Origin of the sequence: Fenollaria sporofastidiosus (assembly GCF_943169635.2) — a bacterium.
GTDB classification, from domain to species: domain Bacteria; phylum Bacillota; class Clostridia; order Tissierellales; family Peptoniphilaceae; genus Fenollaria; species Fenollaria sporofastidiosus.
In genome coordinates this window covers 1,226,541-1,243,768 of record NZ_OW968186.1, presented here as the reverse complement: position 1 = coordinate 1,243,768, position 17,228 = coordinate 1,226,541, and the positions used below count along the sequence as shown (strand labels likewise).

The 17,228-nt window shown below is 33.9% G+C and carries 16 protein-coding genes; all 16 read right to left on the bottom strand.

Going from position 1 to position 17,228, the window contains the following annotated elements:
* Window positions 1-33 precede the first annotated feature (33 nt).
* The 16 genes from tkt to grdA all read right to left on the bottom strand — a co-directional run bounded on the left by tkt (window position 34) and on the right by grdA (window position 17,198).
* Window positions 34-2,013, bottom strand: coding sequence for a transketolase (gene tkt, locus KO172_RS05990; RefSeq protein ID WP_215492600.1), 1,980 nt, complete (start codon window positions 2,011-2,013; stop codon window positions 34-36).
* A gap of 13 nt (window positions 2,014-2,026) precedes the next feature.
* Window positions 2,027-2,788 carry a WecB/TagA/CpsF family glycosyltransferase gene (locus KO172_RS05985; RefSeq protein ID WP_215492599.1) on the bottom strand — a complete coding sequence of 254 codons (762 nt, stop codon included), beginning with the start codon at window positions 2,786-2,788 and terminating at the stop codon, window positions 2,027-2,029.
* Between the two features lies 1 nt (window position 2,789).
* The gene (csaB, locus tag KO172_RS05980; RefSeq protein ID WP_215492598.1) at window positions 2,790-4,967 is read right to left on the bottom strand and encodes a polysaccharide pyruvyl transferase CsaB; all 2,178 of its coding nucleotides are present in this window, start codon (window positions 4,965-4,967) and stop codon (window positions 2,790-2,792) included.
* Between the two features lie 49 nt (window positions 4,968-5,016).
* Window positions 5,017-5,361 (bottom strand): type II toxin-antitoxin system PemK/MazF family toxin, encoded by a 345-nt coding sequence (locus KO172_RS05975; RefSeq protein WP_215492597.1) that lies wholly within the window; start codon window positions 5,359-5,361, stop codon window positions 5,017-5,019.
* A gap of 83 nt (window positions 5,362-5,444) precedes the next feature.
* A complete protein-coding gene (gene alr, locus KO172_RS05970) occupies window positions 5,445-6,620 on the bottom strand; it encodes an alanine racemase (protein WP_215492596.1) in 1,176 nt (391 codons plus the stop codon).
* Window positions 6,621-7,763, bottom strand: coding sequence for an NAD(P)H-hydrate dehydratase (locus KO172_RS05965; protein WP_215492595.1), 1,143 nt, complete (start codon window positions 7,761-7,763; stop codon window positions 6,621-6,623).
* Entirely contained in the window at window positions 7,763-8,665 is a 903-nt protein-coding gene (locus KO172_RS05960; RefSeq protein WP_215492594.1) for a dihydroorotate dehydrogenase, read from the bottom strand. Before KO172_RS05960 ends, KO172_RS05965 begins: the two co-directional genes overlap by 1 nt.
* Entirely contained in the window at window positions 8,658-9,407 is a 750-nt protein-coding gene (locus KO172_RS05955; RefSeq protein ID WP_215492593.1) for a dihydroorotate dehydrogenase electron transfer subunit, read from the bottom strand. Before KO172_RS05955 ends, KO172_RS05960 begins: the two co-directional genes overlap by 8 nt.
* Window positions 9,400-10,266 carry an orotidine-5'-phosphate decarboxylase gene (pyrF, locus tag KO172_RS05950; protein WP_215492592.1) on the bottom strand — a complete coding sequence of 289 codons (867 nt, stop codon included), beginning with the start codon at window positions 10,264-10,266 and terminating at the stop codon, window positions 9,400-9,402. Before pyrF ends, KO172_RS05955 begins: the two co-directional genes overlap by 8 nt.
* Before the next feature lies 1 nt (window position 10,267).
* Window positions 10,268-10,690 carry an aspartate carbamoyltransferase regulatory subunit gene (locus tag KO172_RS05945; RefSeq protein WP_215492591.1) on the bottom strand — a complete coding sequence of 141 codons (423 nt, stop codon included), beginning with the start codon at window positions 10,688-10,690 and terminating at the stop codon, window positions 10,268-10,270.
* Window positions 10,690-11,613 carry an aspartate carbamoyltransferase gene (gene pyrB / locus KO172_RS05940; protein ID WP_215492590.1) on the bottom strand — a complete coding sequence of 308 codons (924 nt, stop codon included), beginning with the start codon at window positions 11,611-11,613 and terminating at the stop codon, window positions 10,690-10,692. Before pyrB ends, KO172_RS05945 begins: the two co-directional genes overlap by 1 nt.
* Before the next feature lie 86 nt (window positions 11,614-11,699).
* Window positions 11,700-12,383 (bottom strand): hypothetical protein, encoded by a 684-nt coding sequence (locus KO172_RS05935; protein WP_215492589.1) that lies wholly within the window; start codon window positions 12,381-12,383, stop codon window positions 11,700-11,702.
* Between the two features lie 141 nt (window positions 12,384-12,524).
* Window positions 12,525-13,706: a glycine/sarcosine/betaine reductase complex component C subunit alpha gene (gene grdD / locus KO172_RS05930; protein WP_215492588.1), complete on the bottom strand. Its 1,182-nt coding sequence runs from the start codon at window positions 13,704-13,706 to the stop codon at window positions 12,525-12,527.
* A 10-nt stretch (window positions 13,707-13,716) separates the two neighbouring features.
* Window positions 13,717-15,258 (bottom strand): glycine/sarcosine/betaine reductase complex component C subunit beta, encoded by a 1,542-nt coding sequence (gene grdC, locus KO172_RS05925; RefSeq protein ID WP_215492587.1) that lies wholly within the window; start codon window positions 15,256-15,258, stop codon window positions 13,717-13,719.
* 118 nt (window positions 15,259-15,376) lie between these two features.
* The gene (grdB, locus tag KO172_RS05920; RefSeq protein ID WP_215493416.1) at window positions 15,377-16,687 is read right to left on the bottom strand and encodes a glycine reductase complex selenoprotein B; all 1,311 of its coding nucleotides are present in this window, start codon (window positions 16,685-16,687) and stop codon (window positions 15,377-15,379) included.
* A 34-nt stretch (window positions 16,688-16,721) separates the two neighbouring features.
* Complete coding sequence (gene grdA / locus KO172_RS05915; protein WP_083304710.1) at window positions 16,722-17,198, bottom strand: glycine/sarcosine/betaine reductase complex selenoprotein A; 477 nt, start codon at window positions 17,196-17,198, stop codon at window positions 16,722-16,724.
* Window positions 17,199-17,228 lie beyond the last annotated feature (30 nt).

Genomic DNA, 17,228 nt, shown 5'->3' with positions numbered 1-17,228 from the left:
ATTGTGAGTAAAGAGGGTTTTTATAATTATTAACTATTTTTCTATAAGTTTACTTACTTCTTCTTCAACGTGTTCTTTTGTAATGCCATACTTTTCAAACAGTACCTTGCCTGGCGCTGATGCTCCGAATCTATCAATACCTATAGCAGTACCATCTAGGCCTACAAATTTGCCCCAAGGCATTGTTGATAGTGCTTCAACCGATACTCTTGCCTTTACATTTGATGGCAATACCTTTTCAATATATGCCTTGTCTTGTCTTAAGAATATCTCTTGTGATGGCATACTTACTACTCTTACAGATTTGCCCTTTGCTTCTAAGTCTTTTGCAGCATCTATTGACAAAGCTACTTCTGAACCTGTTGCTATAATTATAGCGTCAATTGAGTCCTTTGCTTCCTTGTGTACTATATAAGCTCCCTTTAGTGCTTGCTCTGATGAATTGTCAAGAAGCTTTAGTCCTTGTCTTGAAAGTATCAAGCATGTAGGTGTTTCTTTGCTCATAAGAGCTGCTTGCCATGCATAAACAACTTCTCTTGAGTCGGCTGGTCTAATCACATTGATGTTTGGTATGCTTCTAAGCATTGCTAAGTGCTCAATAGGTTGATGAGTAGGTCCGTCTTCTCCAACGCCTATACTATCATGAGTTAATATATATATTGCTGGTAAGTGCATAAGAGACGCTAGTCTGATTGATGGCTTCATATAGTCTGAGAACACTAAGAATGTTGCTGCATATGATCTTAAACCTCCATGAAGTAAGATGCCGTTAACAATAGCTCCCATTGCATGCTCTCTAATACCAAAGTGTATATTTCTTCCTCCTGGACATTCGCTTGAGAAGAATTCTTCTTTATTCATTACAGATTTATTTGATGGGCCAAGGTCTGCAGATCCACCAATTAGATTTTCTAATACAGAACTTACCTTGTTAAGAACTTTACCTGAAGAGCTTCTTGATGCATCATCCTTAAGTTCTATATCGGTACATGCTTTTAGCACTTCTTCAGATACATCCTTGTCGTAGAAACTCATAAGCTTATCATAATCTGCTTTGTACTTAGCCTTATATGCTTGTAGTTCTTTATTCCAATCTGTTTCTAATTTGCCTAGGTCTTCAACTTTTTCTTCCATATAATCAAGAACGTCTTTACTAACATTGAAGCCCTCTTCTTCATAGGCAAGATTTTTTCTTAGAGCTGCTAGTGATTCAGCTCCAAGAGGTGCTCCGTGTGCATCAGCACTTCCTTCTTTGCCAGTAGCACCATAGCCTATTTTAGTCTTAATTTCAATTAAAGTAGGTTTATCTGTGCTCTTCTTTGCCTCAGCTATAGCCTTAGATATAGCCTCGATGTCATTACCATCTTCAACGTATAAAGTGTTCCAGCCAAGTGCTACGTATCTTGCTCTTACATTTTCAGTGAAAGCATGCTTTGTATCGCCTTCGATAGTAATATTGTTTGAGTCATATAAAACAACTAATTTATTTAACTTTAGTGTTCCTGCTAATGAGGAAGCTTCATTTGATATACCTTCTTGCAAACAGCCATCGCCACAAAGTATATAAGTCATATGGTCAATAAGTTTATTGTCGTCTTTATTAAATATAGCAGCTAAGTGCTTTTCAGCTATCGCCATGCCAACGCCCATAGCAATACCTTGACCTAATGGTCCAGTGCTAGCTTCAACGCCCTTTGTATGCATATATTCAGGATGACCAGGAGTTAGTGAATCAAATTGTCTAAAGTTTTCTATGTCTTCAATCTTTAGTCCATAGCCATATAAATTAAGAAGTGCATATAAAAGCATGGATCCGTGACCTGCAGATAAGATGAATCTGTCTCTGTTTATCCAATCTGGATTCTTTGGATTGTGCTTTAAATGCTCATTAAATAATGTAAATGCTGCCGGCGCTGCCCCTAGTGGCAAGCCTGGATGACCAGACTTTGCCTTCTCTATCGCTTCTGCAGAAAGCACTCTGATAGTATTTATTACCTTTTGTTTAACGTCCATATTAACCTCCTATTTAATCTATATACTCTACTGCGTTTTTAGTAAAAATAATCTTAATTAAGAACTTTGGTATATCCATCTGTCTTTTTAATCTCTTTGGTTCTTTAACTAACCTATATAACCACTCCATACCTATCTTTCTAATGAAAGCGGGAGCTATTTTAACATTTCCCGCCAAGACATCAATTACTCCGCCATTAGCAATAGCAAGTTTTGTATTTATCTTATCTTTATTATAATATATAAACTTTTCTTGATATCCTGCACCCATGCCTACGAATATAGCATCTGCATTTGAATCATTTATCTTTTGTATTAAAACTTGTTCTTCTTCACATGAGGCATATCCATTGTGACTACCTTTAAAATATCCATTGTTAAACCCAGCTATAACAATGTTTGGGTAATCTTTTTTAATTCTTTCTATAGCCTTTTCAGCTATGCCAGGTTTAGCTCCTAGCAAGAATAAAGAAAGATGCTTTTCATTCATCAGCTCTAATATCTTAATAGATGTATCATAGCCAGTCACTCTTGATTTAAGCGGCTTTTTCTTAAGCTTTGAAGCTATAATTAAACCAATGCCATCGCATAAATTTAATGATGATGAGTTAATTATTGTTTTAAACTCCTCATCTCTACCTGCTCTCATTACTATCTCTGGATTTGGTGTGTATATATAATTTACTTTGCTACTGACAAAAAACTCTTTTATCCTTCCCATAGCTTCGTTCATATCAATATTGTTTATTCTTACACCTAGTATATTAATATCCATATCATTCATCCTCTAAAAGCTCAAGTACAAGCTTACTTGCTTCAATCGCCTTAGTCTTGTTTTCTTCATTTATAAGCTTTAATTTCTCGATAAAAGCTTCCCTTTTTAAATTTATATACTCATATGCTTTAAGCAAATCTTTGTAATCTATATTATCTACATTTATATTTAGACATTCATCAAAATCTTTAAGAAGTGTGTCAGTCTTTGGGTCATATGAAAGACCAATAAACGGTACATTTTGATGTATAGCATATATCATAGCGTGAAGTCTCATAGCTATAATAAAATCAGCACTCTTCATTAGATTCATCAAAATTTCAACTGGATATTTTTCATCTATAATCTTACAAGATTTAATCTTAGAAGCAATTTTTTCAGAAATTAAAGTGTCTCTTGGTATCTGCATTGGCATAAATACAATATTTTTACCTGCATCAATAAGATATTTTAAAAACTTAGCAAGCTCATCAATTAGCTTTTCATCATTCATCCAAGATCTAACTGCAACCAAAACCGTATTTTTGTTAATCTCATACTTTTTACATAGTGAATCGTCATCAGCTTCTTTCAAATTAAAAACTGGATCAGATAATACTTTAATATTTTTATTATTTACACCTATCGACTTTATAAATTCATATGAATCATTATCTCTAAGCGTTATATAATCAGCTTTATTTAATACCTTACGAGTAAAAGTTCTATTGAATTTCTTGTTAATAGGTCCAACCCCATTAGAGTAAACAAAAACTTTCTTCTTATAAATCATGGCAAGCTTCATTATTAAAAGGTAGTACCAGATGGACCTTGAGCTAGTTTTATCTTGCAATAGACTTCCTCCACCGCTAATAAGCATATCTGTTTTCTTTAAATTTTTGATTATATTAAAGAAGTGGAATCTATCTACTGCTTCTACTCCATATTCTTTTTCAGTTAAATCAGTATCCTTAGAAAGAACCTTTATATTAAGACTCGAGTCCAAAGTTTTAAACGACTCAAGTATCGATTTTAATATAGCATCATCACCAGAATTTGAAAATCCGAAGTAGCCAGACATCAGTATACTTTTAGCAAGCACCTTTTTATATATTTCAATGTGTCTTTCAGCCATCTTTATATGTGTGAAGTTGTCAATAATTCTCTTATATAGATTTTCTCCTAATCTTCTACACCTCTCTTTATCGTTTTTTAATTCTAATATCTTCGATGCAAGGTCTTTATAGTCTTGCTTTTCAAATAGGTAACCAGTTTCTCCATCTAAAATTATCTTAGGAATACCGCCTACATTGGAAGCGATAGTCGCTTTCTTTAATGAACCGCCCTCCATAATTACATATGGGAATGATTCACTTAAGCTAGTTAAAACATTAAGGTCTATTGCATTTAAAAAATCATAAGGCTTGTCTTCATTTCCTAAAAAATATACGTTATCCTCTATATTTAAGTCTTTTCTTAAGTTAAGTAAATGGTCTTTATCTAGTCCATCTCCAGCAACTAAAAATATAACGGACTTATCTTTAGAAATTACTTCTTTAGCAGCTCTAAGAAATGTCTCATGATCTTTTACTTTATCAAGTCTAGCTAAAATACCTACTATAAATTTATCCTTATAATCTATATTTTTCTCTTTTAAATATGTTTCTTTATCCTTAATTAATCTGTCTTGCAAATAAATTCCATTATATATAGTAAAAATTTTATACTTATCAAAGCCTCTGCTAACTAGCATGTCCTTGAAGTTGTCTGAAACCGCAATATAATTATCAAATCTCTTTAATGCAAACTTGTTAATATTTGTAAATACAATATTCTTATAGAAATTATCTTTAAAATCTAATAAATAATCGCTGTGCACTGTTGTGATAAACTTTGCTTTTACTCTCTTTTTTAAAAAATAACTTATTAGATTTGCTCTAGCTCCATGTGAATGAACTATATCATAATGCTCTGTTTCAACAATCCCTTTAAGTTTATTAACTACAGAAAAGTCAAACCTGCTTTTTTGGTTAAGAACTTCAACATCTATACCATGTTTTCTTAGATCATCAGCAAAGGGACCATCTATAAAACAGACTAGCTTGACATCAATTTTGTCTTTCAAACCGCAAAGCAAATTAATAATGTGAGTTTTAGCCCCGCCTGTATCTCCACCGCTGATTAGATGTAATACTTTCATATTTATATATATTCAACTCCGTAATATGTAATTTATGTCCAACAAACTATTACTTATTCAAAGATAAACTTATCTTGATAGCTTCATCAACTTTTTCCATAAGTTTATTAGTAACAGTTCCTATCTTCTCTCTCAATCTTTTCTTATCAATTGTTCTTATCTGTTCAAGTAGGATGACACTATCTTTAGGCAAGCCAAATTCCGGTCCATCTATTGCTATATGGGTCGGTAGTTTAGATTTATTAAGTTGGCTTGTTATAGCCGCAACAATAATAGTTGGTGAATACTTGTTACCAACATCGTTTTGAATAACTATAACTGGCCTTACGCCGCCTTGTTCAGAGCCTATGACAGGTGATAAATCTGCGTATATAATATCACCTCTTTTAATCATATTCTCACATCCTTTCTGATAAGTAAGACAACTATATTATAAGTTAAAATTGCTCATAAGTCAATATGATTACAAGCTTTGAACTATATATCTTTATAGTTGTGAGAGCTAATTTCTTTATTATTATAAAAGTATTTTCTTGAAATTCTATCCTTCATGTCTGTTAAAACTTCATAATTGATTGTTCCTTCTATCTTAGCAAGGTCATCATATGTCATTGCCTTGTTTGTACCATCACCTATGATTGTAACAACGTCAGCAATCTTAGCATCAGTACCGCTGGCATCAACCATGAATTGATCCATACAAATGTTGCCGATACTCTTAAGTAGCTTGTCTTTGTAAAGAACTTCAAGTTTATTTTGTAGTAGTCTTCTAACTCCGTCTGCATAACCAATTGGTATAGTTGCAACCTTAGTCTTTTTATCTGCTATAAATGAAAACGTATAGCTAACGCCTTCGCCGCGTTCTATCTCTTTAACGTTTGATATACAGGCTTTTAATTGCATTAATTTCTTTAAAGGCAAATTCTCTTTTATAACTTCATCTGATGGATAATAGCCATATAGAATGATGCCAGCTCTTACATAATCAAGGTTTAAATCTTTCAAATCCATAATAGATGCTGAGTTTGAGACGTGTTTTATCTTTATATTAAGTCCTGCCTCTTCGAGCATGGCTACAGTTTTTTTATAGTTATCATATTGTTTTTCTGTTAAAGTTTTATCTTTTATATCTGCATTAGCAAAATGTGTAAATATGCCTTCTATGTCAATGTTGTCAAGTTTGGATATCTTTAGTATTTCTTCTACAGACTTTACTCTATGTACTTCATCTGCTTGAAAACCAATTCTGGACATGCCAGTATCCAAAGCAATGTGAATCTTGGCAGTTTTATTTTGTCTTACAGCTTCATCGCTTAGCTTCTTAGCCTTATCATAGCTAAATATAGCGCTTGTTAAATTATACTCAACTACTTCTTCTAAATAATTATCTTCTAAGTAATTAAGCATAAGTATATCTTCTTCAATACCCGCTTTTCTAAGCTCCATTGCTTCACTTGCAACAGACACAACAAATCTATCTATTCCAAGCCCCTCCATAAATTTTGCGAGAGCTACAGCTCCGTGACCATATGCGTCAGCCTTAATAACTGGCATGATTTTTGTCTCAGGATTAATAGCCTTTTTTATAGAGTTAATATTGTACTCTAAGTTATTTAAATTGATTTCAAGCCAAGCGGCTCTATTACCATTCATTTATTCTACCTCCATCATCTTAATAGCTTGTGGTATAAACTCAACAATATCACTTGCAATAAGCGAATACTCACCATACTTTTCTTTTGCAAGATCGCCTGCAAGTCCATGCAAGTAAACTCCATACTTCGCTGCATCAAAAATAGTAAAGCCTTGTGCGATTAATGATGTAATTATTCCAGATAAAACATCACCTGAGCCTGCAGTCGCCATACCGGGATTTCCTGTATCATTTATGTATTCTTTTTTATTATCTAAAACAATTGTATTGTGGCCCTTTAAGACTACTACTACTTCGTACTTATCACTAGCAAGTTTTGCATATTTATTAGGCTTGTCTATTATTTTTTTAATATCCATATCTAAAAGTCTAGCAAGCTCTGCATAGTGAGGTGTGATTACCGCTCTGTACGCTAGTTTATGTGCATACTTCTTTAAATAATGAAGACCATCTGCGTCAATCACAAGTTTTTTATTAGAATTAACTATATCCTTATAAATTTTATCTCTATCATCAAAGAATGACCACGCTGGTCCAAGCAAAATTGCATCCATATCAGATAAATTATATACATCATTAGTTCTGATTATAGTTTCTGATAGTTTCACACTAAGTATATCTTGTATATTTTTATCTACATATAAGTATGAAAGACCGCATCCAGTCCTCATTGCTGCAAGGGACGCAAAGTAAGGTGCTCCAGTCATAGATAGTGAGCCTGCAAATATTGCAATCTTTCCATAGTCACCTTTGTGAGTAAAGTTGTTCCTCTTTTTAAAAACCTTAAAATCTTGATCAATTATATTTTTAGATGCAATATCATTAGTATTTGCCACTCTTATTGCATAATCACCATCATGTGCAATTGAGACAAAAAAATTTATACCATTCACACATGCAAATGGTATATCATTTTTTCTTTGTATAGATATATCTTTGTATTTCAATCCATCTAAATTGCCATTTAAAGCCTTAATTATTGCCTCTTTAGCAGCAAAAATTCCAGCACAAGTCTCATCAGCCTTTGCTGATGATCTTATGTGATCAACTTCTGCATCACTAAAGAAGCGATTCAAAAACTTTTTATTTTCCATTAGCTTTCTAATTTTAGATATTTCAACTATATCTATACCTATACTCATTAAATTATTCCTCTAATTTCTTCAAAACTTTCAATCTTATTGTCATTCATATATTTTTCTAAGTCATCTACAATATTTGACATTATCATAGGTTCTGTAAAGTTCATAGTCCCTACTTGCACAGCGCTCGCACCTGCCATAATGAATTCAATAACATCTTTATAATTTTGTATGCCACCCATGCCGATAACAGGTATATTGACAGCTTTAGATACTTCGTAAGTCATCCTTAAAGCGATAGGCTTGATTGCAGGTCCTGAAAGACCAGCAGTTTTATTATTAAATACTGCCTTGCGTCTAAATATATCTATGGCCATGGCATTAAATGTATTTACTAAACTTAAGGCATCAGCACCAACTTCCTCACATGCTTTAGCCATCTCAACTATATCATTAGCATTTGGTGAAAGTTTTACAATAAGTGGTTTATCTGTAATATCTCTAACCTTTTTTACTACATCCTTTGCAACGCATGTTTTTATACCAAAGGCCATACCGCCACTTTTAACATTTGGACAGGAAATATTAAGCTCTATCATTTGAGCATCTGTTTTTGATATTAATCTAACTGCCTCTAGATAATCCTCTATATTATTTCCACCAATGTTTACAAGTGTAATTATATCTTTTGATAGTAAAAAGTCTAGCTCATTATCAATAAACGCTTGAATGCCAGGGTTTTCAAGCCCAATGCTGTTCATTAATCCGCTCGGTGTTTCGAAAAGTCTTATGCCCTCGTTGCCGTTCTTTGGATTTAGTGTAAGTCCTTTAGTTGATACACCTCCAAGCTTTGAGATGTCGTAGTACTCTTCATACTCTTTGCCAAAACCGAAAGTTCCGCTCGCAGCTATAAGTGGGTTTTTAAATTCAATATTAGCTATCTTTACTCTTAAATCAGTCAATTAAAAACACACCTCCTCCAAATATTGGTCCATCTTTGCAAACACGTCTCATGCCAACCTTTGTCTTTATACTGCAGCCTCTACATGTACCAACTCCGCACGCCATTCTAGATTCCATACTAACTAGAACCTTATTCCTATTATGAGCCTTTAAAAGCAGCGCCTTCATCATTGGAAATGGTCCGCATGTATATATCTTGTCGTATTTTTCACTCTCAATTATGTCTATGATATAGCCTTTGTAGCCAACCTTGCCACTTTCAGTTGATATGTATGTATTTTCTACATATTCTTCAAAATCTTCTATAAGGTATGGATTATCTCTAAATCCGGCATAATAATCTATGTTCTTAGTAATATTTTGTATCGATCTAGCAAGGTATTTAAGTGGCGCTATACCTACAGAACCGCCAACTAAGGCAATCTTTTCATCTTTATTTGGCAATGGGAACTTATTACCTAGTGGTCCAAGCAAATATAGCTTGTCGCCCTTCTTTAAATTCATCATTATATCTGTTCCTCTGCCTACATTTGCCACTAAAAGATAGATATTGCCCTCATCATCTATGTCATAGATACTGATAGGCCTAGCTAAAAGAGGGTCTGTTCCTTGCCAAGATTTAATCATATAAAATTGTCCAGGTGCTCCTACAAATGGACCACTTACTTTTAAAACGTAGATATTGTCAACGATATGATTGTTTTCTAGTATCGTTCCCTCTTTATATGCATTTCTAGCCACAGATATCCTCCTTCATGTTTATAACAGCTTCTCTAATATATTTTGTATATTTTTTGTCATCATAATCAGCATCATCCTTATGCTTCATATGACTAGTTATGATTCCTCTTGAAGAGTTGACAACACCACCATTTAACTCGTTTAATAGCTTTTTAACAGTAGATGCCTTGCCTCCTTGAGCTCCATAGCCTGGTATTAAGAAAAACTCTCTTGGAAATCTCTTTCTTATATCATCTTGTTCTCCACTGTCCATAATATTATCTCCAACAACAAAACCCAAAGATGAGTATCCATAGTCTCCAATATATTTTTCAGCAATCTTATCAAGATTATCACCAATTATATTATACAATGTTTCGCCGTTATTTTCAAGATACTCAATGTCTAAAGCACCAGGATTTGATGTTCTTAGCAGTACGAATATTCCCTTTTTACCGCTTTCTAAGTAGCTTAGATATGGTTTTATGCTATCATAGCCCATAAACGGAGAAAGAGTTATGAAATCAGACTCAAAATCACCTTCAAAGTGTGCTTTTGCATACATTTCAGCAGTTTTTGCGATGTCGGATCTCTTAATATCTCCTATGCTAAGTTTATTCTTCTCTCTAAGGTATTCTAGAGTTTTCTTATACGCCTGTAGTCCTTCTACTCCTAGAGCCTCGTAATAAGCAATTTGAAGCTTATAAACCGCTACTAAATCATATGTTGCATCAATTATATCCTTATTAAATTTAAAAACCCTATCTGAAATACTCTCTATGCTATTTAAGTGTTCTGGTATATAGGAGAAATCTGTGTCTAAACCGACACAGATTGGACCATTTTTTTGAACTTCTTCAAATAGTTTATCAATAATCATTTTATTCTCCATAAACATGATCACAATAAGCACATTTGTACTTGCCTTTTTCTTTATCTACTAAGACAAATTTATGTGGAATATTTCTTTCGACAGAAGTTATACAGCGTGGGTTTTTACACTTGATAACTCCTTCTACAACTTCTGGAAGTGATAGATTTATCTTTCTTTCTATCTTTTCATCTTTTATAACATTCACTGTTATATTTGGGTCAATAAATCCTAGTGCAGATAAGTCTAAATCTATTTCATTTTCAATCTTGATCATGTCTTTTCTGCCCATTTTATCACTTTGTGCATTCATAATAAGAGCTACAGTAAAGTCAGCTTCTCTAAGATTTAAATATTCAAATATTTGTACACCATGACCTGCTTGGATATGATCTATAACTATTCCTTTTGAAATACTATTAATACTTAACATTATTTAACCCCCAATAACTTTGCAATTAGTGCCATTCTTATATACATACCGTTCTTAACTTGTCTGAAGTACCATGCTCTTGGATCATCGTCTACTTCAACAGCTATCTCATTAACTCTTGGTAGTGGATGAAGTATCGCTAGATCTTTCTTTGCATTTTTTAGTTTTTCAAGGTCTAGAACGTAGCTGTCTTTTAATCTTACATAGTCAGCTTCGTTGAAGAATCTTTCTTTTTGTACACGTGTCATATATAATACATCAAGGTCGTCAATTACATCTTCAAGTCTTTCTACTTCTGTATATGGTATAGACTTTTTATCAAGAACTTGCTCTTTGATATAGTTTGGTACCTTTAACTCATCTGGTGATATAAGTACAAATTTATTGCCTGAATATCTTGACATAGCCTTAATTAGCGAGTGAACTGTTCTACCGAACTTTAAGTCTCCGCATAAACCTATAGTCATATTGTCAAATTTGCCTTTAGCACTTAATATTGTAAATAAGTCTGTAAGTGTTTGTGTAGGATGTTGATGTCCACCATCTCCTGCATTTATTAGTGGTACTGTGCATGCATTGTGTCCATATTGAGGAGCGCCTTCTTTAGGATGTCTCATAGCAATTATGTCTGAGTAGCAGCTTACTGTTCTTAGAGTATCAGCTAATGTTTCACCCTTTGCTACAGAACTAGAGCCCGGCTCCGAGAAACCAATAACACCTCCGCCTAATCTTAACATAGCGGCTTCAAATGAAAATCTGGTTCTCGTGCTGGGCTCATAGAATAGAGTAGCTAGGATTTTACCGTCACAAACGTGAATAAAATCCTTTTCATTTTTTACAATTTCTTTACCTAGGTCAAATAGCTCATCAAGCTCTTCTAGGCTTAGATCCTCTGGATCAATATAATTTCTTCCCTTAAGCATAATATCCTCCCTATATTTTTTATCCTTATAATCATACTACCAACAAAAAGAATTGTCAAGAACTTTTTTTATGTTTTTTATGTTTTTTATTTATTTTCAAATTTTATGAACTGATAAGCCTCTTCTAGCTTCTTTAAAATTTCTAGTCTTATTTTTTCCTTAGTCTCATCATCTTCCTTCTTTGAGAAAAGCTCCTTAAGATATGCATACTTTAACTCCAAGTCCTCACTACTTGTGTTATCATCACTATATAAAGAACTTAGATGTGAATAATATTTAAAACTCTCAAGTTTTTCTAATGGATACGTCTGTGATAAGTAGTAGTCAATTATAAGTCTATCGTTATATTTAAAATCTTTGAAATATATTTCTTTCTTTTTTATTTTATTATTGCTAATATATGCAACAATAAGTAAATATAATATAAAGACAATTGTCATAATTAAAGTATATTTTATAAAATAATGATTCGAGTATATATCTAAGCTCCTTTTTATAATTAATCTGATTAAAACAAAGTGCAAAATAGCTCTACGCGTAGCATTACTAGCTATTAGTCTAAAGACATAGAATGTTTGTGTATCTTTAATATTAGGCCTAATAAAAATGTAATAAAAAATAAGTGACACGCTCAATGCAATGTCTAATCTGTGTACCTTTGAGATAGGTAATATTATTAAACTAAGAACTATTAAAGAAAAACTTGACAATTCTATTAAAGATCTTAGATCCAATATATATTCATTTAAGTATTGTTTGTATTTTTTCATTTAACTCACCTATTTCATTATACAATTCTTAATTATAATTTGCAAGCATTAGATAAATAAACCAATGTTAATTGTCAAATATATTAAGCTGATTTAATTTAAAAATTTGCAATAAAAAATGAGGCTTGCGCCTCATTTTTATTAGCAATTTGCATCGCTTGTTATATATCCAGCTTTTGTTAAAACTTCTTTAGCCTTATCTAAGTTGTTCTTACTAACCATTATAACTGGTCCTGTACAACCCATACCACTTTCAGCATAAATGCCTTCTTTCCAAAGTGCTTGAACTGAATCTTCTAACTCTAGTATATCAATACCAGCAATAGCTTCTTCTACTACTTCCTTTGGAGGAGCAGCAACAGCTTCTTTTGGTCCGTCATCTTTCTTTTCATTAGCTTTACTTAATGATGCAAGTATATCTTTTAAACCAGCTGCATTAGCTGCTTCAAATGTTGCCTTCGCAACCTTGTGTAAGTTACCTTTAACAAGTCCTGCAGCATAAGTTAAAGCGTTTGCTACAACAGGAACTCCTGATGCTCTAGATACTATAAGGATAGTTCTGTTAAATCCTTCACCAATACCAGGACCATATCCAAAGCCGTTAGCTTCGTATGAACCGCCTGTAGTGAATGATGAGAACATCTTCATAAGGATATTTCCAGTTAATGAGTCATTAACAACAACGTCACATGAAGCTTGTAATAAGTCATTTCCTCTCATTACATCTCCACCGTCAGCTCTGTGTGACTCAGCAAATTTAATATTAAATCCTTTATCATTTAATTGTTTGAAAGCTCTCTCAACTTGTCTAGCTCCATCAACATTTAGAATACCAAGACTTGGATCTTGATTTCCTAATGCCTTAGCTACGATTAGACCATAAATACCATTAAGAACCATTGCTTCTACTCTATGTGCAGAAGATGTTCCTGTAGTTGTTGCTATAAGCATTTCTTTACCAAAACCAGGAGTAACTGCTCTACCAACAGTTGATACTCCAATTGGGAAGTTGTAATGCATAGTAACGCATGCATCTATCTCTCCAGCATCTAATAATTCTTCCATCTTCTTATAACCTTGATCTTCATCAGAAACTTCATATTGAGTTAATTCAGTTTCTGCTTTTGGACCAATAAGAACAACTTCCATTGAAGAATCTCTAGATTGAGCAAGTTCTGCAGCTTTAACTAAGTTTTCAGTACCGTGTTCGCTACCAAAACTTGTTAAACCAACACGTACTTTTTTTCCGAATGAACCAGTTTCTAATCCATCTGCGATGTCATTAAAAACTTGTCCAATCATTTTCTTAATGTTGTCTGACATATCGTCACCTCTAATTTTCTTCAGTGAATGATTTAGCGAAATCTCTCATTGCATCTGCTACATATTTCTTAATAGTTTCTTCAGATGCTGCACCTTCTTCGCTAACCTTTCCTGGGTTCTTTTCGATTACTATAGAAACACCGTCGAATAGGTTTGTCATTCTACCTAAGAATAAGCTTCCCTTACCAACAATCATAGCTCTTTTTACTGCTCCGCTCTTGATATCATCTATAACAAATCCAAGATAAGGTGCTCCTGAAGGTATATGGCCTTGAGTTGGAGCCCAACCTTTCATACCATGTTCAACGATAAAATCAGGAAGTGCAGTTCTTTCGATTTCGCCATTCTTTACAGCTAAAGCTCCTATCATCTTAAAGTTAGCTTCAGGAACGTCACCTGCTCCAGCTGGTCTTGTTATATCTGGATTTTGCATTTCTACTGAATATTTATCTACATCTATGATTTTTAATCCAGCTTTTGTTAGTGGATTTGTAACTAAAGAAGTGATAACTGCTTGTGGTGATGAACCAGTGCCAACTGTATGTCTGCCGACAATATCAGTTCTTATTATTGGATGTTCTCCATCATTTTGAGAAACAACAAATGCAAATCCTGCAACACAGTCTTCGATTATTGGCATTTCCTTCTTAACATGGTCTCTTCCGTTCATGCCAAGTTTAGCACTAGAACCACCAGCTACTACCATTACATTCTTAAATGTTCCAGCTTGTACTAAAGAAGCAGCAGAAATTAAAGAGTGAGTTGGTGCAGCACAGAAACCTCTTACGTCTGAACCTGATGCGTTAACTAAACCAGTTAATTCTGCTATAGATTTAGCAAAGTTACCGCCACCTCTTTGATTCATATCGCCACATGCTTCTTCTGAACATTCAATCACATATTCAATTGATGCAGGGTCTATGTGGTTCTTTTCTATACAGTTTAAAGCAGCAAATATACCTGATGCTTTAACTACTAAGTTTTCAAACATTACGTGAGCAGATAAGTTTTGGTCAACATCGTGTGCTCTCTTAACACAACCTACGATTTTGTCTTCGTTCATGATTGCTTCAGCACCGTGATCATTAATTAAGCCTTCAATTTCTGCTAATTCAGTACCTTTTCCTAATCTAGCAATTAATTCATCATTGATTAGCGGATGTTCTTCGAATTCTTTTCTAACTTGATCAGTAAATTCTGAAGTTAAGAAAACTAACTCAAAAACATCTGCAACTTTCATCATACCTATAAGTTCAGATTGTGGAAGAATTTCGCCCTTAGCACCGTGTCTGTCTGCGCCAGATAGTAAGTGTTCATGCCATGGCTCAGGTACTTCTCTTAATTTTTCAGGAACATCATTACCTATATAAATTTGGTTAGGTAAATAGTTAACACAGTCTTCGAAACTTCTTAAATGTTTTGGAACTGCCTTTAGATACTCTGAATCTGGATGTAGAGTTCTTTCTGTTGTTTGTGTAGTTCCATTGTGGATTACCATATCAGGTGCTTGTAACAATACATAAGCTGCACCCTTTAATACTGAATAATTCATCCATACACCTCCGTAATATTTTTTTATTATGAATTATCTATAACATAGTATAACTATGACATAAACATAATTATGTACATCGCCCTTAATTAAAAGGGCGATTTATTATTTACAATAATTATTTATCGAAAACAGTTTGTCCATCAACTTCAGTTTCTAAAGCATGTAATGCCTTTGCAACTAGTTTTCTTCTTAGAGAAACTTCTTCATCATGATCAAGTTTTGGATCTCCAAGTGGATGTGGAATAGCTATTGTAGGAACTATTCTGTTAGCACCAACTGTTAATGAAATTGGAACTACTGTACACATGTGAACTACAGGGATTCCTGCACGTTCAATTTCTTTTACCATTGTTGCACCGCAACGTGTACAAGTACCTCAGGTACTAGTTAATATAACTCCATCAACATGGTTTTCAACTAATTCTTTTGAGAATTCTGATGCAAATTTCTTAGCGTTTGCAACGGCAGTACCGTTACCAACTGTTGTGAAATATGCATTATATAGCTTACCAATTTTACCTTCTTTTTCAAATTCTCTCATGATGTCAAGAGGTAAAACTCTGTTTGGATCTTCGTTAGCATATACAGGGTCATATCCACCGTGTGCTGTTTGAGCATTTTCACTTGTGAATGCATCTACACCTGTAATATCATATCTTCCATATTTAGAAGCTGATGATGCTTCGATGTGATCAGGGTTTCCTTTTGCACAAATACCGCCAGATGTAACTAAAGCGATAGTTGCGTGAGCCATATCTTTTATAGCTGGATTTGGATCAACTCTGTCGAAGTTAGGCATTGGATATTCTGTAACATATTCTTCGCCTTTTAACTTCTTAAGCATCATGTCAACAGCTCTTCTTGCTCCTATTTCTTCTACGAATAGATTGTATCTTACTCCTCTTTCGATGTATCCTTCTTCTGCTGGAGTACCGATCTTTTCTTTCTTAGCTAATTTAAGAGCTAATGGAGCCATGTGTTGAACAGCATCAACCATACCAGCTGCACTGTTCTTTGTGCTTACTATATATATAGATTTCTTGAACATATCAGCGCCTGGGTTTTCAACATACATACCAGTGATTGCTGGAATTCCAAGTTCATTTTGTACTGCATCTGTTATTGTAGCACAAGCTACACCGTATCTTCCTGCGTTAAATGCAGGTCCTGCGATGAATAGATCCGGTTCATATTTTTTAACCATTTCTAGTATAGCTGCTTTTGCTTCTTCTATGTTTTCTCCGAAATATGAGTCACCACATACTATAGTCGCAACAATTTCAGCTTCTCCTTTGAATTGACCATTTAAAGCCATTCCAGGACCCATTACCTTTTCTTCTACGTAAGGTTTAATATCAGCTTTTTCTTCTCCACCAACACCGGCAAAGAATTGGTTAATATAATGAACTACTCTTAATTTACTCATCATATTTCCCCCCTTTTACTAAAATTTTTGGGCACTATTTATATTGAGTGTACTCATCTCTGATATTTTTGATTTCACTAGTAATAGCATCAACGTCTAATACCATTTCCATCATTCCGATTTGTTCGTCATAAACTCCTGCATCAACACTTTCTTTAAATTCAGGTTCTAATGCATGATATACCTTAAGTCCCAACGAGACTCCGGCTAAAGGACCAGCCCATGTAGGGTCACCTGCTGTAACAGTTTCAGCTGCTAAGCCTGCTGTTTCAGCTTCTCCTCCACCAAGTAAAACTATGATGTTTTCTGCACCGTATTTATCTACGGCTTCTTTTACTCTGTTTTGGTTTTCTAGGTCCATAGCGCCAGCTGCAGTTCAGACAAAACACTCAGTAGCTGAGAATACAACTTCTGCTGGAGTTGTCTTTACACACTCTTCCATAGCAGGACCAGGAATACCGTCTCTGTCGCCAATTATAACAACTTTTGAATTTTCATTAAATATTGACATTCAAAAACTCTCCTTTCCTATTTGTAATTT

Excerpts from the sequence above, each read along its gene's own strand:
- tkt (WP_215492600.1), bottom strand. The coding sequence starts at position 2,013 with ATGGACGTTAAACAAAAGGTAATAAATACTATCAGAGTGCTTTCTGCA.
- KO172_RS05985 (WP_215492599.1), bottom strand. The coding sequence starts at position 2,788 with ATGGATATTAATATACTAGGTGTAAGAATAAACAATATTGATATGAAC.
- csaB (WP_215492598.1), bottom strand. The coding sequence starts at position 4,967 with ATGAAAGTATTACATCTAATCAGCGGTGGAGATACAGGCGGGGCTAAA.
- KO172_RS05975 (WP_215492597.1), bottom strand. The coding sequence starts at position 5,361 with ATGATTAAAAGAGGTGATATTATATACGCAGATTTATCACCTGTCATA.
- alr (WP_215492596.1), bottom strand. The coding sequence starts at position 6,620 with ATGAATGGTAATAGAGCCGCTTGGCTTGAAATCAATTTAAATAACTTA.
- KO172_RS05965 (WP_215492595.1), bottom strand. The coding sequence starts at position 7,763 with ATGAGTATAGGTATAGATATAGTTGAAATATCTAAAATTAGAAAGCTA.
- pyrF (WP_215492592.1), bottom strand. The coding sequence starts at position 10,266 with ATGATTATTGATAAACTATTTGAAGAAGTTCAAAAAAATGGTCCAATC.
- KO172_RS05945 (WP_215492591.1), bottom strand. The coding sequence starts at position 10,690 with ATGTTAAGTATTAATAGTATTTCAAAAGGAATAGTTATAGATCATATC.
- pyrB (WP_215492590.1), bottom strand. The coding sequence starts at position 11,613 with ATGCTTAAGGGAAGAAATTATATTGATCCAGAGGATCTAAGCCTAGAA.
- KO172_RS05935 (WP_215492589.1), bottom strand. The coding sequence starts at position 12,383 with ATGAAAAAATACAAACAATACTTAAATGAATATATATTGGATCTAAGA.
- grdD (WP_215492588.1), bottom strand. The coding sequence starts at position 13,706 with ATGTCAGACAACATTAAGAAAATGATTGGACAAGTTTTTAATGACATC.
- grdC (WP_215492587.1), bottom strand. The coding sequence starts at position 15,258 with ATGAATTATTCAGTATTAAAGGGTGCAGCTTATGTATTGTTACAAGCA.